Annotated in this window: 14 protein-coding genes; 8 read left to right on the top strand and 6 right to left on the bottom strand. The window is 74.6% G+C overall.

The window, feature by feature from the left end; all coding sequences use genetic code 11:
* Positions 1-148: 148 nt before the first annotated feature.
* Positions 149-3,445, top strand: coding sequence for a hypothetical protein (locus ACZ6O5_RS16085; RefSeq protein WP_465977826.1), 3,297 nt, complete (start codon positions 149-151; stop codon positions 3,443-3,445).
* A gap of 89 nt (positions 3,446-3,534) precedes the next feature.
* Here ACZ6O5_RS16085 and ACZ6O5_RS16080 read toward each other — a convergent pair whose 3' ends face one another.
* Positions 3,535-4,299 carry a TetR/AcrR family transcriptional regulator gene (locus ACZ6O5_RS16080; RefSeq protein WP_465977824.1) on the bottom strand — a complete coding sequence of 255 codons (765 nt, stop codon included), beginning with the start codon at positions 4,297-4,299 and terminating at the stop codon, positions 3,535-3,537.
* A 100-nt stretch (positions 4,300-4,399) separates the two neighbouring features.
* Between ACZ6O5_RS16080 and ACZ6O5_RS16075 the strand changes: the two genes are divergently transcribed.
* Positions 4,400-5,383: an NAD(P)-dependent alcohol dehydrogenase gene (locus ACZ6O5_RS16075; protein ID WP_465977822.1), complete on the top strand. Its 984-nt coding sequence runs from the start codon at positions 4,400-4,402 to the stop codon at positions 5,381-5,383.
* Positions 5,384-5,525: 142 nt separating this feature from the next.
* Here ACZ6O5_RS16075 and ACZ6O5_RS16070 read toward each other — a convergent pair whose 3' ends face one another.
* Complete coding sequence (locus ACZ6O5_RS16070) at positions 5,526-8,648, bottom strand: hypothetical protein (RefSeq protein ID WP_465977820.1); 3,123 nt, start codon at positions 8,646-8,648, stop codon at positions 5,526-5,528.
* 157 nt (positions 8,649-8,805) lie between these two features.
* Between ACZ6O5_RS16070 and ACZ6O5_RS16065 the strand changes: the two genes are divergently transcribed.
* The gene (locus ACZ6O5_RS16065; protein WP_465977818.1) at positions 8,806-12,177 is read left to right on the top strand and encodes a BTAD domain-containing putative transcriptional regulator; all 3,372 of its coding nucleotides are present in this window, start codon (positions 8,806-8,808) and stop codon (positions 12,175-12,177) included.
* A gap of 9 nt (positions 12,178-12,186) precedes the next feature.
* Here ACZ6O5_RS16065 and ACZ6O5_RS16060 read toward each other — a convergent pair whose 3' ends face one another.
* Positions 12,187-12,873, bottom strand: a complete 687-nt coding sequence (locus ACZ6O5_RS16060; RefSeq protein WP_465977816.1) for a hemerythrin domain-containing protein — start codon at positions 12,871-12,873, stop codon at positions 12,187-12,189.
* Positions 12,874-13,091: 218 nt separating this feature from the next.
* Here ACZ6O5_RS16060 and ACZ6O5_RS16055 point away from each other — a divergent pair, with 218 nt between their 5' ends.
* Complete coding sequence (locus ACZ6O5_RS16055; RefSeq protein ID WP_465977814.1) at positions 13,092-13,631, top strand: phosphatase PAP2 family protein; 540 nt, start codon at positions 13,092-13,094, stop codon at positions 13,629-13,631.
* A 61-nt stretch (positions 13,632-13,692) separates the two neighbouring features.
* Positions 13,693-14,436: an SAM-dependent methyltransferase gene (locus tag ACZ6O5_RS16050; protein WP_465977812.1), complete on the top strand. Its 744-nt coding sequence runs from the start codon at positions 13,693-13,695 to the stop codon at positions 14,434-14,436.
* Between the two features lie 33 nt (positions 14,437-14,469).
* Here ACZ6O5_RS16050 and ACZ6O5_RS16045 read toward each other — a convergent pair whose 3' ends face one another.
* Positions 14,470-15,510 carry a hypothetical protein gene (locus ACZ6O5_RS16045; RefSeq protein WP_465977810.1) on the bottom strand — a complete coding sequence of 347 codons (1,041 nt, stop codon included), beginning with the start codon at positions 15,508-15,510 and terminating at the stop codon, positions 14,470-14,472.
* Complete coding sequence (locus tag ACZ6O5_RS16040; protein WP_465977808.1) at positions 15,474-16,610, bottom strand: transporter substrate-binding domain-containing protein; 1,137 nt, start codon at positions 16,608-16,610, stop codon at positions 15,474-15,476. Before ACZ6O5_RS16040 ends, ACZ6O5_RS16045 begins: the two co-directional genes overlap by 37 nt.
* 269 nt (positions 16,611-16,879) lie before the next feature.
* Between ACZ6O5_RS16040 and ACZ6O5_RS16035 the strand changes: the two genes are divergently transcribed.
* The gene (locus ACZ6O5_RS16035) at positions 16,880-17,251 is read left to right on the top strand and encodes an ArsR/SmtB family transcription factor (protein ID WP_107156381.1); all 372 of its coding nucleotides are present in this window, start codon (positions 16,880-16,882) and stop codon (positions 17,249-17,251) included.
* A 6-nt stretch (positions 17,252-17,257) separates the two neighbouring features.
* Here ACZ6O5_RS16035 and ACZ6O5_RS16030 read toward each other — a convergent pair whose 3' ends face one another.
* On the bottom strand, positions 17,258-17,461 hold the full coding sequence (locus ACZ6O5_RS16030) for a hypothetical protein (RefSeq protein ID WP_465977806.1): 204 nt from the start codon (positions 17,459-17,461) through the stop codon (positions 17,258-17,260).
* A gap of 227 nt (positions 17,462-17,688) precedes the next feature.
* On the opposite strand from ACZ6O5_RS16030, the gene ACZ6O5_RS16025 reads away from it, so the two are divergent.
* Positions 17,689-19,209 (top strand): arabinofuranosidase catalytic domain-containing protein, encoded by a 1,521-nt coding sequence (locus ACZ6O5_RS16025; RefSeq protein WP_425787268.1) that lies wholly within the window; start codon positions 17,689-17,691, stop codon positions 19,207-19,209.
* Positions 19,210-19,312: 103 nt separating this feature from the next.
* A complete protein-coding gene (locus ACZ6O5_RS16020; protein WP_465977804.1) occupies positions 19,313-21,019 on the top strand; it encodes a family 43 glycosylhydrolase in 1,707 nt (568 codons plus the stop codon).
* Position 21,020 lies beyond the last annotated feature (1 nt).

The following is a 21,020-nucleotide window of genomic DNA, read 5'->3' as shown; positions in this document are numbered from 1 at the left end:
CCGACGGTCCCATTAATGTCAATCGGAGCAGACCTGAGAGAACGCTGAAAATCCGCAATTTACATAGGAATTGAAGGAATGGTGGACGCGCGGGATTCCGGTCCACCGGCGTCGGGCCGGCACCCGGGGCCCGCCACCCACCGGCACAATGTGCGTCGTGCTCCCCGCCACCCGCGCGCTGCTGACGTCGCTCGACCCACTCCCCCACCGGGCCCGGATGCGCCGCCTCGCCGACTGGGCACGCACCTCGCCCGACCGCGCCCGGGTCTGCGCCGACCTCGGCGGCCGGGACGCCTACGCCCGGCGGCTCGCGTTGATCGCCGCCATGGTGGGCCGGGACGACGCCGCCGTCACCGCCGCGACCCACGACCCGCTGCCCTCGATCCGGGCCACCGCGCTCGCCATGGCGCTGCGCGCCGGCACGCCGACCGGCGACCTCGCCGACCGACCCGCTGTCGACCGGCGGCGGGTCTACCGCACCCTGCGCCGCCGGCCCGTGCCGGGCGTCGCCGACGCGCTGATCACCGAGGTACGCGACCGGTTCGGCGACGAGGAGGCCGCCGCGTTGCTGCCGGCCTGCGGCACCGACACGGTACGGGAGTTGCTGCCCGACCTGGAACACGCGCTCGACCCGGAGCGGCTGGTCCGCCGGCACGCCGGCACGCTGCTGGCCCGGACCCGCGAGCGGCTGGCCGCGGCCCCGCCCGAGCAACGCGCCCGGATCTGGGGCGAGGTCGCCGGCGCGGTGCTGCGATGCGACCCGGCGGAAGCGCTCGACCTGCTCGAACGGTACGCGCCCGAGCGGTCGCTGCCCGGCCCGCCGGTCGCGTACGGGCGACTCGCCGCCGACGACGCGGCCCGCGTCGTACGCCTGCTCACCGCGCCGGGGCGCGCGGCCTGGGTGGCCCGGACCGCGCCGACGCCGGCGCTGCTGCGACGCCTGGCGGTGCTGCCCACCGACGAGCTGGCGCCGCTCGCCGCCCGGCTCCGGGACCACGGCCCCGGTCTCGCGGCACTGCTCGACGCCGTCGCACCGGGCCGGCGCGGCGAGCTGTACGACCGGGCGCTGGCCGGCGCCGACAGCACGCGGCTGGTGCCGGCCGCCGAAGTGATGGACGTGCTGCCGGCGACGGTCCGGGTCCGGGAGGCGACCCGGGTGCTCGGCCTGCCCCGGATCCGGGAACGGGAGGCCGACGTCCGCGCGTGGAGCGCCTACCTGCCCTGGCCGGACGCGTCCGCCGCGCTGGACGGCGCGGTGCGCTCCGGTGACGCGGACGAGCGGGCCACCGGCTGGGCGCTGCTGGTGGCCGCCGCCCGCCGCTCCCGCGACCCGCGCGTGGTGGCCGAGCTGGTCGCCCGGCTCGCCCAGCTGCGCAACGAGCAGGACCCGGTACGCGCCTCCGCGCTCACCGCGCTGTCCCGGGTCGCGCCGCTGCTCACCGCCGACACGGCCGGCGGGCTGACGCGGGTGACCACCGACGCGGTCGACGCGCGGGACGCCTCGGCCGCCAGCACGTCGGCGCTGAGCCACCTCGCCGCCGACGTGCTGGCGCGCCACGTCGACGTGGCGCCGCTGCGCGACTGGGCGCTGCTCACCATCGACCGGGTGAGCAGCGGCGCGACCGTGCCGATGCTGCGCCGCTTCGACCAGGTGCTGCGGCGCGGGCAGGAGGCGATGGTCTTCGAGCGGCTGCGCGGCTGGGTCGAGGCCGGCATGACCCGTGGCAACCACGCCCCGCTCTTCGCGCTCACGTACGCGCTGGGCAGGCGGGCCTGGCGGCTGCCCGCGCTCCAGGGGCTGCTGCGCCGGGCGCTCGCCCGGGGCACACCGCCCTCGGTGGCGCGGACGGCGATCGCGCTGTGGCTCGCCGACCCCGGAACCCGCGCCGAGCGGGTGGCCGAGGTGCTCGACGTCGACGCGTCGGCGGTGACGCTGCACGAGGTGTGGGAGACGGTCGGACGCGTCCGCACCGACCTGCTCGACCGGGCGTTGGGCCGCCGCCGCCCGCGCGGCCGGTTCGTCATGGCGGGGACGCGCTGGGTGCCCGGCCACGCGCCGGGCGCCGCGCGCTGGTTGCCCCGACAGCAGGCCCGCTTCGTGGAGCTTCAGGAGCTGGTCGTCACCGACGCCGGCCACGTGGTGTGGCAGCGCGCGGCGGCCATCCGCGCCGCCGCCGGCCTCGGTGACGCCGGGCGGGCGCTGGTCCGGCGGCACCTCGACGCGCCCGAGGTGCCGGTCGCCGAGGCGGCGCTGGGCGCGCTGGTCCGGACCGACCGCCCGGACGAGGCGCTGCCGGTGCTGCTCCGGTACGCCGACGGCGACCGGGCCCGGGTCGCGCTGTACGCGGCGGCCCGCGCCGCCCGGCACACCCCGCCGTCCCGGCTGGTCGACCCGCTCGGCGCGCTGCTGCGGACCGGGCCCGCGAAGATCACCAGCCGGAAGGAGGCCGCCCGGCTGCTGGCCCGCTACGGGCCGCCCGCGGCGATGGCGACGCTGCGCGACGCGTACCTCGATGCGGGAACGCACCGGGACCTGCGGGCGGCGATCGTCTCCGCCGCCCGGCAGCGACTGACCCCGGAGGCGAGCTGGACCGTCCTGCGGGCCGCGGTCGACGGCAGCCGCGAGGAACGACGCGCGGTCCTCGGCGCGTATCCGTACCGGCTTCCGGAACGCCACCGGCCCCGCTACGCCGCGCTCGTCGTCGAGGCGTGCCGCGCCCCCGACCGGGAGGTCCGGCGCGCCGCGTTCGGTCGGCTCGGGGAATGGGCGCCCTGGTTGGCCGACGTCAGCGACCTGGTCGTCGACCGGCTCACCGACCTGGACGAGACGCTTGTCGACATGGCGGTGGCCGACCTGCTGCGGGCCGGCGGCGAGGAGGTGCTCGGCATCGCGCTGGCGCGGCTGGTCGACCGGGACGCCGCCGACGACCGGCCCGGCGACCCGGCCGCCGACCGACCCGCCCGGCGGCGCGTCGACGTGCTCGCCCGCGGTGCTGCCGCCCGGGCCGCGCACCGGCCGGCCGACGCCGACCGGACCGCGCTCGTCGACGCCGCCCGGTGGCTCGCCGGTCGGCCCGGTTTCGTCGGCACGGCCGCCGGCCTGCTGGTCGACCTCGGCCGGCTGGACAACCTGGACGAGGTCGCGGCGCTCTGCGCGGGCCGGCCCGTCCTCGCGATACGCGCCGCCGGACGGGTCGGCGCGCGGCTGCGCGCCCTCCCGGACTGGCCGGACCTGACCGGGCTCGACGAGGTGGTGGCGCGGCTGGCCGGCCGGGGCGACCTGGCCGGCGGGCTGTTCGCGGTGGCGCTGGTCCGGCACGGGGCGGTCTCCGGGTGGCCGGAGCCGTGGCGGGGCCTGCTGACCGGGCTGCGCCGGCACCCCGACGCCGACGTGCGGGAGGAGGCGTACGGCGTCGACATGCGGGAGGCAGCTCACACCCAGTAGGTCCGCTCCTCCTCGCTCGACACCCGCCCGTCGGCCGCCCCGGCGGTCGCCGCTGCCACGGGGCACGGCTCACCGGTTCGGACGACCGATCACCCGGACACCCTCCGGTCGGCGGGGAGAACCCGAGCAGCCGTGGACGACACTCCTGGATCCGAGGACGTCCAGCCCTGCCGGTGCAGCCGTTCGACGCCGTCCAGCAGCAGGTCCAGCGCGAACTCGAACTCGAACTGGTCGTCGCAGCCCGAACCGACCACCGATCCGTCCTCGTGGGACGCCGCCCCGGCGACCTCCGCGAGGTGCGGGAACCGCGCGGCGGCCTCCGGCGGGAACGCGGCCGGCGGCTCGGGCTCGGACGTGCCGGACCGGCCGGCGCGCCGGGAGGCGTCGAACAGTTCCTGGCTAAAGCCGAGGATCCGGCTGCCCATCGCGTGCATCACGTGGTGCGCCAGGTCGACGGAGAACCCGCCGGCCCGGAACGCCCCGACCATGGAGTCGAGGTAGGCCAGCACGCCGGGCGTCGCGGTGTCGCGCGTCTCGATCGCCAGCGACGCCCAGGGGTGGCGACGGAGCATCTGTCGCGCGGAGAGCACGCGTCTGCGGATCGTGTGTTTCCAGTCGCCGTCGGCGGCCGGCGGGTCGATCTCGGCGACGACCGCGTCGATCATGCCGTCGAGCAGTTCGTCCTTGTTGGCCACGTGCTTGTAGAGGGCCATCGGCACGACGCCCAACTCTTGGGCGAGGTTACGCATGCTGAGTGCGGCGATGCCGGCCTCGTCGGCGAGCGCGACGGCGGTCCGCAGGATCCGTGCCCTGCTCAGTGGCGCCCGGCGCGCCACGTCGGCCTGCTCAGCCATCTCGTCCTCGCTCCCGGCGGCGGTGGGTGAACCCTAACCGTCTTGACAGGTGTACGCCGTACACCGACCATAGGTGTACGGCGTACACCAAGGAGGCACGATGAAGGCGATCGTCCAGGACCGGTACGGCCCGCCGGAGACACTCACGCTGGCGGACGTTCCGGTGCCGCAACCCACCGCCGACCAGGTGCGCGTGCGGGTCGAGGCCGCCGCGCTCAACGCGTACGACTGGCACGCCACGCGCGGCGACCCGTGGCTGGCGCGACTGGCGATGGGGCGCACGCGGCCCCGGGCCCGCATCCGGGGACGGGACTTCGCCGGTCGGGTCGAGGCCGTCGGCGCCGACGTCCGGCAGGTGCGCGTGGGTGACCCGGTCTACGGCGACCTCGGCGACGCCAACGGCGCGCTCGCGGAGTACGTGTGCGTACCCGAGGCCCTGGTCGCGCCGGCGCCGGCGAACCTGACACCGCAGCAGGCGGCGGCGCTGCCGCTGGCCGGCACCACCGCGCTGCTGGGGCTGCGCGACGCCGGGCGGGTCCGACCCGGGCAGCGCGTCCTGGTCAACGGCGCCGCCGGCGGCGTCGGCACCCTGGCCGTCCAACTGGCCAAGGCGTTCGGCGCGACCGTGACCGCGGTCTGCAGCACCCGCAACGTCGACCTGGTCCGCACGCTCGGCGCCGATCACGTGATCGACTACACCCGCGCCGACTTCACCCGCGACCCGCGCCGCCACGACGTCGTGTTCGACCTGGTCGGCAACCGCTCCCTCACCGCGCTGCGGCGTGCGCTGACCCCGGCCGGGACGCTTGTGCTCTCCGGCGGCGGCGTCTACCGCGGCGGCCACCTCGTCGGACCGGTCTGGCTGCTCACGCGTGGCCGGCTGGTGGCGCCGCTCGTCCGGCACCGCATCGTCGTCCTCGCCACGACACCCGGCCGGCAACACCTCGACGCGCTACGCGCCCACGCCGAAGCCGGCCACCTCACGCCGGTCGTCGACCGCACCTATCCGCTCGCGGAGGTGCCCGCCGCCATCCGCTACCTGGAAGGCGGACACGCCCGCGCGAAGGTCGTCATCACCGGCTGACCCGCGAACGAGTGCCGGACGAGGTCCGTCCGGGCCCCGACCGGCACTCCGCCGGCGTCAGCGGGTCCGCCGCGCTGGCCGGTGACGCGAACGTCCGGTCCGAGGGCGCACCGCGGCGGTACGCCCTCGGGCCGGATCCGGGTCAGTTGTCGTGCACGCTGACGTTCGTCGCCCGCAGCAGGCCCACCACGGTCCGCACCGTCGCCAGGCCCTCCTGGTGGCTACCGGCCCTGATCCGGCCGGACCAGTAGGCGTACCGCTCGGCCAGGCTGTCCACGCCCACCGTCCCGGCCCGCAGCACGCAGGAGCCGAGCGGGTCGTCGGGCGCCTCGGTCGCCGGAGCGGTGGCGCACCCGGCGGTGAACCGCTCCTGTCCCCGCATCGGGTCGAGCCCGGAGACGTCGCCCTGACAGGGGTCCCAGTCGAGGGTCTGGGCGCAGGTGGCGTAGTTCGCCAACGCCCGCTGGTAGGCGTTGAACAGGTGCAGCGATCCGGTGTTGTAGCTGTCCTGGCTGCGCGGCAGGCGGTAGTCCGCCGGCAGGGACCGGTCGCCGAAGAGTTGACCGTGCAGCACGTCGTCCCGGTCCAACGCCGAGGACCAGCCCAGCTCGGAGAAGATCTGGAGCATCCGGACCGTGTCGGAGACCTTCTTCCCGGCGTCCCACAGTTGCTGGGAGACCGACCAGGTGCCGGCCGCCGGCCGGTCGACGCCGGTGCCGAGCGCCGCCACCCGGTAGAAGTAGCGCTGCTTGCCGGTGAGCATGGCCCGCGTCTTGGTACGCGCCACCGCCACCGCGGCGGGGTTCTCCACCACCGTGCCGCTGTTGTCCAACGCCGGCCGGTACGTCGAGTCCCACTTCTGGTTGACGTAGTAGTCGGGCTCCCGGCAGTAGCCGGTCGGCGGGTTGGCCCGCTGGTCCCACAGGCAGACGTCGATCAGGTGCGTCTTCCACGTCACGGTCCGTACGTCCTGCCAGTCGCCGCCCAGCCACTTGGCCTGCTGCCGCACCACCAGTTGCAGGTCGGCGTTGGTCCGCTGGGTACGCGGACCGTCGATCACCTCCACGTTGACGAAGTCGGCGTCCAGGCAGGAGCGCAGCTCCGGCCGGTGCGCGGGCGCCATCGCGTAGGCGGCGAGGTGGTAGACGTTCGGCAGCGCCGACCGGTTGACCCGGCTCGGCGTGGTGACGCCCCCGGCCTGTCCGCAGAACGACATCCTGGCCACGTCCGCGATCCGGCCCGCCGCCGGGACGTCCTGGTCGACGCTGCCCCACATGTCGTAGTCGCGGTCGGTCTCCACCCAGCGCACCGCCCGGCCGACCTCGTCGAGGGCCGCCTTCCACTGGACCGTGGCCGACCGGTAGTCGGCCATGAGGCGCTGGAACAGCGCGTTGGTGCCGCCGTCCGCGGCGGGGGCGCTGAACTGCCGCACCCGACGGTTCACCGCGTCACCGGCGGCGATCGTGCTCTGCGTCTCGGCCGCGCCGACCTGGGCGGCGTACTGCGGGTTCTGCAGTTGCAGGATCAGGTTCGCGCGGGCGCCCAGCAGCCACGCCGACGGGTTCGCCACGCCACCGGCCGGCGCGTCGCCGGGGGCGGGGGTCAGCGCGATGCCCCGGGCGCCCGCCCACTGGGCCAGGTAGTCGATCGCGCCGGCCGGCAGGTGGAGACCGACCGTCGACACCGGGTCGGCCAGCGACGTGCCGACCGGGACGACGTGGGGCGCCTGCCGCGCCGAGTCGACCGCGAACGTCCGGGTCGGCGAGTCACCCTGGTCGAAGTACGTCGCGAAGGAGTCGATCGTCGAGCCGGTGCGCGCCTCACGGTGCACGTACCGGTCGACGCTGGTCCGCAGCGGCTGCTGGGCGATCTGCTCGAACGCCGCCTGGCTGGCCAGCGCGAGCCCGTCGACCCGCTGGTCGAGCACGATGAGCTGCCCGGCGATGACGGTCAACTGGGCGCGTACCTCGGCGAGGTCCCGGGCGAGCGCGGTGAGCTGGGCGTTCAGCGCGTCGTACATCACGCCGAGCATCTTCTCGATCCGGTCGAACCGCTTGTCCATGCCCGCCGCCAGCCGGTTGATCTGGTCCCGCAGCGCCGCGATCTGCGCACCGGTGGCGTCATCGGCCCCGCCGCCGGAGGTGAACAGCGGAAGCAGGATCATCGCGGCCCCCACCAGGCCACCGACCAGCGTGAACGTGGACATGGCCAGCGCCGCGGTGGTGATCCCGGCGGCCGAGATGGCCGCGGTGTAGGTGGTGATGGCCGAGATGGCGCCGACCACGGCCTTGGCGATGGTCTCGATCTGCCGGCCGAACTGCTTGTCCACCATCCCGGCGAGCTTGCCGAGCACGGTGACGGCCTGACCGAGCTTCTCGTTGAGCTTGCGGTCGGCCTCCGCCTTGGCCTTGGCGGCGGCCTCGTCGGTGGCTGTCGGCTTGTCCGGCCCGCCGATCGGGAAGCGGTCGGACTGGGCCACCGCGTCGGTCACCGCGGCCGCCGACCGCGCCCGCAGCGCGGCGAGCGCGGCATCGAGCTGCGTCTGGATCTCCGCCCGGTAGGCGTCCTTGTCGTACCGCTTCGCGGTGATCGCCGGAAGGTCGAGGTGGCCGGTCAGGTCGGGCAGTTGCGCCAGCTCGTCCGCCGGGGTGTCCAGGCGTACGCCGAGCCGGGTGCCGACCGCGCTGTTCCAGACCTCGGCGAGGACGGCGTCGGAGGCGGCCCGGGTGTGCAGCCCGGCCCAGACCTGGCCGATCGCGCTCCGCGACAGCATCTCCCACAGGTGGTCCTGCGTGCCGCTGCGGATCTGCTCGATCGGCGGCACGATCCCGCCGAGTTCCTCACCTGTCGTGCTGCGCAGCAGCCCCCGGACCGCCGGGCCGCCGAGCCGCGCCTCGCCGCTGCCGGCGAGTTTCTCCACGGCCGCGCCGAGCAGGTGGAGCTTGCCGGGTGACTCGTCGGACGCGGTGACGGCCTGCCCGACGAGAGCGGTGACGGCGGTCAGGTGGGCGCCGACGGCGGCGGCGTCGGCGGTCGGGTGGGTGGCGCGCCAGTCGCTGAGTTCGGCGGCGAGCACGGCGTCGGTCAGGCCCGGGGTGCCGCCCTCGCGGACCTGGACGACGGCCGCGAAGAGGGCGTGGTGCACGGCCTGCTCGTCGTAGGTCACCGGGTCGGCGGCGACCGCCGGCCCGGCCAGCCCGACGACTAGGCCGACACCGGTCACCGCGGCGAGCCACCGGTGTGTGCGGCCCTTCTTGGTTCTCATGGATGTCCCTTCTCCGACGCCCCGCGGTCGCGGGGCGCGATGCGGCCTCCATCGAGCCGGACCGGAGTTGGCGGGTGCTTAACGCGCGCTTGGCGTACCGGCCGGGACTGTCGGATGGATGATCTCCACGACGGACCGGTCCGGTTAGGGTCACGGCGTGACGACGATCGGCGTGCTCGGCCCGGTGCGGGCCCTCCACGGCGGCGCCGCGATCGACCTCGGCGCGCCTCGGCAGCGCGCGGTGCTGGCCCGGCTCGTCGCCGGCGGCGGTCACGCGGTGTCGGTCGACCGGCTCGTGGACGACCTGTGGTCCGCGGACCCGCCGCCACGGGCGCAGGCGGCGCTTCAGGTGTACGTGTCGAACCTGCGCCGGGCGCTGGAACCGGACCGTCCGTCCCGCGCCCCGGCCCGGATCCTGGTCACCGTCGCCCCCGGTTACGCCCTGCGGCTGCCGGTGACCGACGTGGACGCCTGGCGCTTCGAGGCGCGGATCCGGGCGGCGACCCCGGCCGCCGTCGACCGGCCCGCCGCGGCGGTCGCCGACCTGGAGACGGCGCTCGCCTGCTGGGACGGCGGCACGCCGTACGCCGAGTTCGCCGGCGAGCCGTGGGCGGACCGGGAACGCGAGCGGCTGGGCCGGCTGCGGCTGAACGCCGTCGAGCAGCGGGCGCAACTGCTGCTCGACCTGGGCCGCCCGGGCGAGGTGGTGCTCGACCTCGATCGGCACGTACGGGAGCACCCGCTGCGGGAACGGGCCGCCATGCTGCTCGCGGTCGCGTTGTACCGCCTCGGCCGGCAGGCGGACGCGCTGGAGGTGCTGCGCGCGGTCCGCGCCGTGCTGGCCGAGCAGTTGGGCATCGATCCCAGCCGTGAGCTGAGGGACCTGGAGACGGACCTGCTGCGGCAGAGTCCCCGGCTGGAGGCGCCCGCCACCGTCGCCACCCGGCCCGACGCCGTCACCGGGCCGGCGACTGTCACCGGGCCGGCGGCAGTTGCCGGGGCAGCCGCGACGACCGCTCCCGCCGCGAGCGCCGGGGCACGCCCCGAGCGACCGCTGGGCCGGACGGCCGAGTTGGCCCGGTTGCGTGCCGCGGCGGCCCGCGCCGCCCGGACCGGCCTCGGCATCTGCTGGGTGGGCGCCGAGGCGGGCGCGGGGAAGTCGACGCTGGCGCAGCACCTCGCCGACACGCTCGCCGGGAACGGCTGGCGTCCGGTGACCGGGACCTGCCCGCAGGTGGAGGGCGCACCGCCGGCCTGGCCCTGGCACGAGGTGGTCACCGCCGCCCGCCGCCATCTCCCGCTCGACGAGGCGGAGGCCCACGGGCTGCGCCTGCTGTTGGAGACCGGCACGTCGGCCGGCGCCCGTGGGGAGTACGACGAGTTCCACCTCCGGCAGGCGCTGGCCGCCTACCTGTCCCGGTTGGCCGGTCACGGCCCGCTGCTCCTGCTGGTCGAGGACGTCCACCGCGCCGACGGCGAGACGCTGCGCATCCTCCGCCACCTCGCCGCCGCGCTCGCCGGGGCGCCGATCCTGGTGGTGGCGACGTACCGGCCGGACGAGGTGACCGACGACCTCACCGTGGCGCGGGCCGCGCTGGCCGGCGTACCGGCCGTCGACTGCGAGCTGGGCGGCCTCGACGCGGACGCCGTCGGCGAACTGCTGCGCCGCTACGGCGTGGACAGCACCGACACCGAGCTGCTGCGTACCGTCCGGGACCGCGCGGCGGGCAATCCGCTGTTCACCATCGAGCTGGCGAAGCTGATCGCGGCCGAAGGGCCGGCGGCGGCGCTGGACGGCGTCCCCGCCGGCCTGGGTCACGTGCTGGCGCGGCGGCTGGCGCGGTTGCCGGCCGGCGCGCGGACGGTGCTGCGGCAGGCCGCGGTCCTCGGCGAGACCGCCGACATCGACACCCTGCTCGCGGTCGACGGCGGCCCGGAGGACCAGGTCCTCGACGGGCTGGAGGCCGGGGTGACCGCCGGCCTGCTCGTCGAGCCCGCGCCGGGCCGGGTGCGGTTCGCGCACGCCCTGATGCGGGACGCGCTCTACCACAGCGTCCCGCTGCTGCGGCGCACCCGCATCCACAGCCGCGTCCTCGACGTGCTGCGGGATCGGCGCGTCGACGACGTGGCCGCGATGGGGCGGCACGCGCTCGCGGCCCTCACCCCGGCCACCGCGGCCGACGCGATCGGCCACCTCGCCGCCGCGGCCCGCCGTGCCGGCGACCTGGGCGCGCCGCGGGAGGCCGCCGCGCTCTGGGCCGGCGCGTTGCGCGCCGTCGACCTGGCGCCGGCGACCACGGTCCGGACCCGCCTCGACCTGCACCGCAGTCTGGCCACCGCCGGCGCGCTCGCCGGTGACGTGCTCACCGCCCGCGCCGCCCGCGCCGAGGCGGTACGGCTGGCCACCGGCACCGGCGATCCGGCGGCCGTCCACGCGGCGCTCACCTGTTTCGACGCCCCGGTCACCTGGACCATCCGGCCGGACCGCCTGGTGGACGAAGCCCTGGTCCGGCTGTTGGAGCAGGAGCTGTCCCGGGTCGGCGACGACCGTCCGGCGCTGCGGTCCCGGCTGCTGAGCGTGCTGGCGTTCGAGATCGAGGGCGCCGACCAGGAGCGCGCCGACGAGGTCACCCGGGAGGGCCTCGCGCTGGCCCGCCGGCAGGACGACCCGGCCGTGCTCTGCCGCGCGCTCAACGCCCGCTACTTCGTCACCGTCGCTCCCGCGCACCGCGCGGAGCTGCCCGAGGTGGGCCGCGAGCTGTTGGCGACGGCCGAGGCCGCCGGCCTCACCGCGTACCGCTGCGAGGCCCACCACATCCTCTATCAGGCCGCGCTCGCCGAGGCCGACTTCGACCGGGCCCGGCACCACGTCGACCGGGCGGTCGAGCAGGCCACCACCGGCCAGCTCGGCCTGATCCTGGCCGTGATGGGCTGGTTCACCGGCCTCTGCGCGCTGTTCCGGGGCGACCTCGACGAGGCGTCGCGCCGCTACGCGGAGATCAGCGACCGGATGAGCCGGGTCGGCGGCCCGAACGCGGCGGCGATGGGGCTGATGGGCCGGTTCACCGCGCTGACCGTCGCCGGGCGCGGGCACGAGGTGGTCGACGAGCTGCGGCAGGTGCACGCGCGGGTGCCGGACGACGCCCACGACGTGCTGGCCCACGCGCTGCTCTCCGCCGGGGACCACGCCGGGGCGCGGGTCGTCTGGCGGCCCCGGGCCCCGATCCGTCCGGACTACCTCTGGCTGTACTGGATGACGGTGCGCGGTCAGGTCGCCGCCCGGCTCGGCGACATGCCGGCCGCCCGGCGCTGTTACCGGGAGCTGTCGCCGTGGGCCGGCCGCTTCGCCGGGTTGGAGTGCGGGTCGATCTCGCTCGGGCCGGTGGACCAGACGCTCGCCGAGCTGGCCGCCGCGCTCGGCGACCCGGTGGCGGCCGCCGCGCACCGGGACGCCGGGCTCCGGCTGGCCCGCGCGGTCGGCGCCGTGCCGTGGAGCGACGAGTCGGCGTACGTGCCGGTGGCGGCGTGAGCCGGCCGCTCACCCGCCGAAGACCCGCGCCTCCCGTCGCCGGAAGCCCGGTCGCACCGCCGCGAGCGTCAGCCGCAGCACCGGTCCGGCGATCCGCTTCAGCTCGTCCAGCTCGGCCGGCTCGGCGTACCGCTCGATGCGGGGCAGCTCGAAACGCAACGCGCCGCCCTTGCGGACGGCCCGTTCCACGGTGTCCCAGTCGGCCACGCTGACGTACCGGCGGATCACCGGGAAGATCAGCCGTTCCTCCTCCTCGATGTGCTCGTCGAGGGCGTCGCGCAGGTGGGCGAGGGCGGTGGCGAGCCGCCGCGCGGCGGTGCGTACCCGGTGCTCCGCCGGCCCACCGGGGGCGAACACGGAGGACAGGTCGTCCACGGCCGCGCGTACCTCGTCCAGCACCGGGTCCAACGAGGCGTGGTCGTCGCTCAGCTCGCGCAGGTCGATCTCGGCGGCGGCCGAGCGTTCCAGCACCGGCCAGAGGACCTCGTCCTCCATCCGATGGTGGTGGTGGATGCCGGCGCAGAGCAGCCACACGTACGTCCGTAGCGCCCGCGCCCGACGACGGTCGTAGGTGATCAGGCCGGCGGCCATCCGGTCCGACAGGTCGGCGAGTCGCCGGGTGTCGGCGCGCATCGTGCGGTGGTTGATCCGGAAGCCGACGAGGTTCGGTCCGGTCCGGGAGTCGGTCGTGTCCATGGTCTCCTCCGGCCGCTGCGGTCAGCGGCCCGCTCGGTGGATGTCGTGCGCCGAGCCTCGATCGCCGCACCTGGCGCTCACTTGGTGGCGGCTTGGCCGTCGGGCACCGCCGCGACGGCGTGCGGAATTCGACGCTTTCCCGGCCTCCGGCGACGCCCGCGTGCGAGCGTGGATGCCACCGGACACGGGTCGGGCAGCCGAGGAGGGGCGGTGGCGTCGTGAACTACCACCTGTTCCAGATGATCAACGCCGGGGCGGGGCGGGTCGACGCCGTCGACGACGCGTTCGAGTGGGCGGCGGTGTGGTTGATCTACGCCCTGGGGGCGTTGGCGGTGGTGCCGGTGGTCCGCGCCGGCCGGCCGGCCGCCGGCGCCGTGGCGCGCGTGCTCGCCGCGCTCGCGCTCGCGTTCGCGCTGGGCCGGGTGACCGCCGCGCTCAGCACCGAGGTACGGCCGTTCCAGACCCATCACGTGCACCAGTTGATCCCGCACGCGACCGGTCCGTCGCTGCCCAGCGACCACGCCACCGCCGCGTTCACCCTGGCCCTCGCGGTCGGCGTCTTCCTGTCCCGGCGCTGGGGCGCGCTGCTCACGATCCTGGCGGTGGTCATCGGCTTCGCCCGGGTCTGGACCGGCGTGCACTATCCCGGCGACATCGCCGCCGGCGCCCTCGTCGCCGCCGTCGCCGTCGTCACGGTCGCGGTCACGACCCGCCGCTTCGCGCGCCGGTTCCGGCCGCACCCCGACCCGACCGCCTGACGTCCGGCCCGGCCTCGGAGCGTGATCCGGCGCACCGGTCCGGTGGTGTTCACTGTCAACCGTGGATCGTCAACGACTCAGCGACATCGCGCACTCGCACCACCCGATCGCGGCGCCGGTCTCCGGCGTCAACGTCAACCGGCTCCTGCGCCGGGCGGACCGGCGGCCGGCGGCGCGCATCCTCGACCTCGGCTGCGGGCGGGCGGCCTGGGCCATGCAGGCCCTCGCCCACTATCCGGACGGCCACGCGGACGGCGTCGACGTCAGCCACCACGCGCTCGAACACGCCGCGGCGGCGGCCGAGACGCGCGGCCTCGCCGACCGGCTGACGCTGCACGAACGCGACGCCCGCGGCTACGTGCCGGACGGCGACTACGACCTGGTGCTGTGCGTGGGTTCGACGCACATCTTCGACGGCTTCGCCGGGACGCTGCGGGCCGCCGGCCGGCACGTGCACCCGGACGGGATCCTGCTGGTGGGTGAGGGCTTCTGGCAGGCGCCGCCGACGCCGGAGGCGCTGGCCGCGCTGGACGCGAAACCGGAGGACCACACCGACCTCGCCGGCCTGGTGGACGCCGCCGAGGAGGCCGGCTGGACCCCGGTGTACGCGCACCTCAGCGACGCCGCCGAGTGGGACAGCTACGAATGGTCGTGGGTCGGCTCGCTCACCGAGTGGGCGCTCGACAACCCCGGCCATCCCGACGCCGCCGAGGCGCTCACGGTCGCCCGGACGCACCGGGACGGGTGGTTGCGCGGTTACCGCAACCTGCTGGGTTTCGCGACCCTGGTGCTGCGCCGCACCTGACCGCCGGTCGCCGGGACGGGGACGGACCGAGCGCTAACGCGGGCCCCGGCCGCGCTGGTCCCCGGCGGGGAGACGGCCGTCGCAGCGAACGTCCTTCACGGTGACCGGCCGCCGGAGCATCATCCAGTCGAGCACGGTCTCCTCCACCGGCCAGCCGTGCACCGTCACCACGCTGTACGGCACCGGACGGGCCTGCGGGCAGAGAACCTGCGAACGCACGTGGTCGTTGGGCAGGAACCGGACGACGGCCGCCCGGTCCAACATGATCGTCGAGGTGTCGGTGACCGTGATCAACGCGCCGAGCACCACCTCCGGGGCGACCTCGCCGTCCCCCGTCGCGGCCTCGGAGTCCGGTGGGGCGACCTCGACCGCGGTGGTGGGCAGCACCGGCGCCGCCAGGAAGACCGCGCCGGTCACCAGCGGCAGCACGGCCGCGACCGCGTACGCCAGGCCATGGGTGACCGCCGGCGCGATCCACCCGGGGATCGCGCCGGTGAGCAGCACGGTGGCGGCGGGCGGCACCACCAGCAGCACGGCGGTGGTCGGCTCACCGACGTGCAGCGCCGTCCACGCGGCCGGGGCCAGCGCGGCGTACTCCAGCACCGCCACGGCCAGCGGGATCGCCACGCCGACCAGGAGGATCCGGTTCGGCCGGTCGGGATACAGGTAGCGGGTACGCAGCGCGAGCAGACAGAGCGCCAGCATCAGCAGGGTCGGCAGGAAGCGGAGCTGCCAGGTGAGCGCGCCGAGCGCGACCGCCGCGGTGGCCACCCAGCCGGGCGTACGAGCCGTCCAGGAGGCGAGCAGCGACCGGTCCGGGTCGAAGCGCTCCGGGGCGCTGAGCCGCAGCAGCCGCCCGAGCACCCCGAACATCAGGACGACCAGTGGGAAGGCCCAGACCAACGCGATCAGCAGCGCGCTGAGCAGGCCCAGCGGGCTGACGAACTGCACCAGCAGCAGCATCGTCGACATGTCCTGGCGGCTGAGTTGCCACAGCCGCAGCACCAGGAGCAGGACGGGGAACGCGGGGAGGAGCGTCAGCAGCCACTGCTGCGCCTGCCGGGCCCCGGCCATCCGGCGGGGCCGGCCGCTCTTGCCCGGGCCGTCGGTGATCCGGAGGGTGCCGGGGCCGGCAGTGCGATCCTCTCCCACGGCCACTGCCGTACCTCCACCTTCCTGGGGTCGGGCTGCTGCTGTACCGCGACCGGCTGCGGGAGGTTGAAACGCTGCTGCCAGCGGAAGTTGGCGTCGTACGCCTGTTCCCAGGCCGAGTTCCGCGGATTCGTGGCCGAGTCGTCGAGCGCGAGGTCCACCAGGTCGCGGAGCGCCTCGTTCGGGCCGGTGTTGACGCCCCACTTCTCCGCGGCCGACTCGCCGATGTCCCAGTGCCGCAGCGGCTTGGCGTTCCGGAGCAGGCTCGGGAAGCGCTGGCCCTCGTCGCCCGCCCGGTCGCCGGTGACGAAGCCGGCGAGGATCGCCGCGTCGCTGCTGACCGCGTCCACCTTGCCGTCGTACAACTCCTGGACGCACTCACTGATCTTGTTCCGGCCGATCGGCCGGGCCCGGGCCTCCCGCAGGCGCGGAATGGCGGTCGAGGTGGTCAGCGTGCAGACGGTCCGGCCGGCCAGGTCCTCCAGGCTGCTCACCGGGCCCCTGTCGCCGGCCAGCGTCACGACCGACTGCTCGGTCTGGAGGTAGGCCGCGGAGAAGACCGCCCCCTCCTCCTCTTCCCGCTTCTTGGTGATGCTGTAGGAGGCGATCACCATGTCGACGGTGACGAAGCCGTCGCGGTCCCGGGCCTGGCGGCGGGCCCGGTCCTCGCTCTCCATCGGCAGGAACCGCACCTGGGACCGGTCGAACCCGAGATAGCCGGCGATCAGGTAGGCGATGTCGACGTCGAAGCCCTTCCAGACGTCGTTCGGCAGTCGCTGGGAGACGCCGGGTTGGTCGTCCTTCACGCCGACGAGCAGTTGCGCCTTGCCCTTGAGGCCGGCCCGCTCCATCAGGTCGTCGCGGGTCGGTGGGCCCAACTGGAGCACGATCGGGATCAACGCCGCCGCGAGGAGGGCCAGCACGACCACCAGCCCCACCAGCCGGAGCTGACGGATCCGGCCGGCCCGCGACGACGCGCCCGGCGCCGGCCCGGACGGGGCCGGCTCGCCTGCCTGATTCACCTGTGCCCTCCCCCGCTGCGCCCGGTGAGCGTCACTCGTTCCATTGTCGGGTCCGTGGCAAGGCGGGGACGAGCCGCCCCGAGGGTCGGCATGCCGACCGGCCAGGAGCACCAGATGTCGGAGTGTGTTCATCGACCGGCATGGAACGCCGAGACTAGGTCATCCGATCTTCGGATGTGGTCCCGTCCGGCGCTCCGCCCGACCCACGGAGATTCACCGCCGGTGATGGTCGGCGGTTTTGCCGTCCCATTGATGGTGTCGGTGCGACTATGGAGGGCGTGGGAACTGCGAAAACAGCGATGCCGTCCATCTCGCCGCTGACCGGTGAGCCGATCAAGCGTGCCGACGCCGAGCGCCTCGCGGGCGTCCTGAAGGCGTTCGCCGACCCGGCTCGGCTGCGGCTGATCAGTCTGATCCAGTCCGCCCCGGAGGGTGAGGCGTCGGTGAGTGACCTGACCGCCCCGCTCGGGCTGTCCCAGCCGACGGTGAGCCATCACCTGCGCATCCTCACCGAGGCCGGGCTGCTCGAACGCGAGAAGCGCGGGGTCTGGGCGTACTACCGGGTGGTGCCGTCCGCGATCGCCGCCATCGCCGACCTGCTGACCCCGCCGCGCAAGCGGGCGACGAAGCGGACGCGCTGAGCGCCGTCACGCCACCGGGCGGAGTCGCCTCGTACGCCGGGTGACGAGCGCGCCGAACCGGACGCGGACCAGGGCGGAGAGCCGGTCCGCCAGGCCTGCCGGGCGGGTCGCTCGGCCGGTCCGGGCGACGGCGCGGGCCGTCGCCTGCCCGAGCCGTGCCCGAAGCGCCGGCCCGAACGCCCGGCCCGCTTCGTCGCGCCGTCGTGACATCGATGTGTTCTAATTACTCACGTCGATGTTCGCGATAACATCAGCGACCGGTAGGCCACCACCGAGGCACCTCCGGGAGCGCCGCCTCGTGCCGGGCCGGACACCTCGCGCGCCGCACGGGCGGCCGAGTGCGCGCAGCGGGTGTTAGCGCTTCACCGACGGTCACCACCCGTGAGGCTCCGTGCCGGTACGGACGGCCCCGGAGCCTGCGCACCCGAGGAGCCGTCATGGCCATCCCCCGTCCCCGATCCCTCCGATCCGGACGACCACGACTGCTGGTCGCCACCCTCGCCCTCGTCCTGGCCGCCGGCGGCGCCGTCCTGACCACCCAGGCCCGGACGGCGGTCGCCGCCCCCGGGCCGGGCGCGGTCGTGGGCGTGCAGTCCGGACGCTGCGTGGACGTCCCGAACGGCAGCACCACCAACGGCACCCAGGTCCAGCTGTACGACTGCACCGGCGCGGCGGCACAGAACTGGACCTACACGTCGGCGCGGCAGTTCACGGTCTACGGAACCAAGTGCCTGGACGCCAACGGCCGGGGCACCAGCCCGGGCACCACCGTGATCATCTGGGACTGCAACGGCCAGGCCAACCAGCAGTGGACCGTCAACGGCGACGGCACCATCACCGGTCAGCAGTCCGGGCTCTGCCTGGACGCCAACGCCGCCGGCACCGCCAACGGCACCAAGCTGATCCTCTGGACCTGCAACGGCCAGGCCAACCAGCGGTGGACCACGTCCACCACGCCGTCGTCCCCGCCGCCCACCTCGCCGCCGCCGACCGGTGGCCGACCGTGTGACATCTACGCCGCGGGCGGCACGCCCTGCGTGGCGGCGCACAGCACCACCCGCGCGCTGTTCTCGGCATACGGCGGCAACCTCTACCAGGTCCGTCGCTCGTCGGACAGCGCCACCCGCAACATCGGCGCGCTGGGCGCCGGCGGCTACGCCGACGCGGCCGGCCAGGACGCGTTCTGCGGCGGCACGACCTGCGTGATCACGGTCGTCTACGACCAGTCGGGACGCGGCAACGACCTGTGGTACCAGGGTTCCGCGCAGGTCCCCGGCTCCTCCTCCAGCCGGCCCGCCACCGCGACCAGCGAGGCGCTGACCGTCGGCGGCGCGAAGGCGTACTCGCTCTACATCAACCCCGGCAACAGCTACTGGCGCGACGGTCACCTGACCGGCGTTCCGACCGGCAGCGCGCCCGAGGGCATGTACATGGTCACCAGCGGCACGCACGTCAACAGCGGCTGCTGCTTCGACTACGGCAACAGCGAGACCACCCGCAGCGCGGACGCCGCCGGCGCGATGGACGCGATCAACTTCAGCACCAGTTGCTGGTTCGGCGGCTGCTCCGGCAGCGGCCCCTGGGTCCAGGCCGACCTGGAGTGGGGTCTCTACCCCGGCGGCAGCCAGACCTGGAACCCCAACCAGCGCGCCTTCACCAGCAAGTTCGTCACCGCCACGCTGAAGAACAACGGCACCTCACGGTTCGCCATCAAGGGCAGCAACGCCCAGTCCGGCAACCTCTACACGCTCTACGACGGGTCGCTTCCGCCCGGCTACAGCCCGATGAAGAAGCAGGGCGCGATCATCCTGGGCAGCGGCGGCGACTGCTGCAAGCCCGGCGGTGGCGCCAACCTGAGCGCCGGCACGTTCTACGAGGGCGCCATGGTCGCCGGCTATCCGTCCGACGCGACCGAGAACGCGGTCCAGGCCAACGTCGTGGCCGCCGGCTACCGCTGAGACCACCCGCACCCCCACCGGAAGGACAATGATGTTAGCGCTATCAACGAGACCTGATCGCCGTGGTCGGCGCAGGCTCGCGCTGCTCGCCAGCCTGCTCGCGATGATCGGGCTGTTCCCGGCGATCGCCCGGGCGGACAACCCGATCGTGCAGACGATCTACACGGCCGACCCGGCGCCACTTGTCTACAACGGCCGGGTCTACCTCTACACCGGCCACGACGAGGACAACTCGACCTGGTTCACCATGAAGGAGTGGCGGGTCTACTCGTCCGACGACATGGTCAACTGGACCGACCACGGTTCCCCGCTCAGTCTCGCCACCTTCAGCTGGGCCAAGCAGGACGCGTGGGCCGGCCAGGCGATCTACCGCAACGGCAAGTTCTACTGGTACGTACCCATGGTGGTGCGGGCGACCGGCCAGATGGGCATCGGGGTGGCGGTCGCCGACAGCCCGACCGGCCCGTTCCGGGACGCCATCGGCCGTCCGCTGGTGAGCAACGGCGAGATCGACCCCACCGTGTTCATCGACGACAACGGCCAGGCGTACCTCTACTGGGGCAACCCGCGGCTGTGGTACGTCAAGCTGAACGCGGACATGACCTCGTACTCCGGCAGCCCGACGCAGATCCCGCTGACCACCGCCGGTTTCGGCACGCGGACCGGGGACGCGAACCGGCCCACCCTCTACGAGGAGGGGCCGTGGGTCTACAAGCGCAACAACCTCTACTACAACGTGTTCGCCGCCAAGTGCTGCTCGGAGTTCCTCGCCTACTCGACGGCGCCCGGCCCGCTCGGGCCGTGGACCTACCGCGGCACGGTCATGCCCACCCAGGGCAGCAGCTTCACCAACCACCCCGGGATCGTCGACTTCAAGGGCAACTCCTACCTCTTCTACCACAACGGCGCGTTGCCGGGCGGCGGCGGTTTCACCCGGTCGGTGGCGGTGGAGAAGTTCACCTACGGCGCGGACGGCTCGATCCCGACCATGTCCATGACCACCACCGGGCCCCCGCAGGTCGGCACGCTGAACCCGTACGTCCGGCAGGAGGCCGAGACGATCGCCTGGGGGCAGGGCGTCGAGACCGAGGTGGCCAGCGGCGGCGGCATGAACGTCGGCTACATCGACAACGGGGACTACATCAAGGTCAAGGGCGTGGCGTTCGGCACCGGCGCGACCTCGTACACCGCCCGGGTGGCCTCGGCCGGTAGCGGCGGCACCATCGAGCTGCGCCTGGACGGCACCAGCGGCCCGCTGGTCGGCACCTGCCGGGTGTCCGGCACCGGCGGCTGGCAGACCTGGGCCGACACCACCTGCGGGGTCAGCGGCGCCACCGGCACCCACGACCTGTACCTGCGGTTCACCGGCGGCAGCGGCTCGCTGTTCAACCTCGACCACTGGCGGTTCAGCTCCGGCACCAGCACCCCGCCGCCGACCGACCCGCCGCCCACCACCCCGCCGCCGACGACCCCGCCGCCCACCACTCCCCCGCCGACCACGCCGCCGCCGACCAACGGCGCCTGCGCGGCCAGCTTCCGCACCACAAGCACCTGGTCCGGTGGCTTCCAGGGCGAGGTGACCGTCACGGCCGGCGCCTCGGCGATCAACGGCTGGACGGTGGGCTGGAACCTGGCCGGCGGCCAGAGCATCAGCCAGATCTGGGGCGGGACGCTGAGCACCAGCGGCTCCACGGCGACGGTCCGCAACGTGTCCTACAACGGCTCGGTGCCGGCCGCCGGCTCGACCACGTTCGGCTTCCTCGCCAACGGCTCGCCGTCGACCCCGTCCCTGACCTGCACCAGCCCCTGAG

This window comes from Micromonospora sp. NPDC049201, from assembly GCF_055586805.1.
This window is presented reverse-complemented; position numbering and strand designations above follow the sequence as displayed.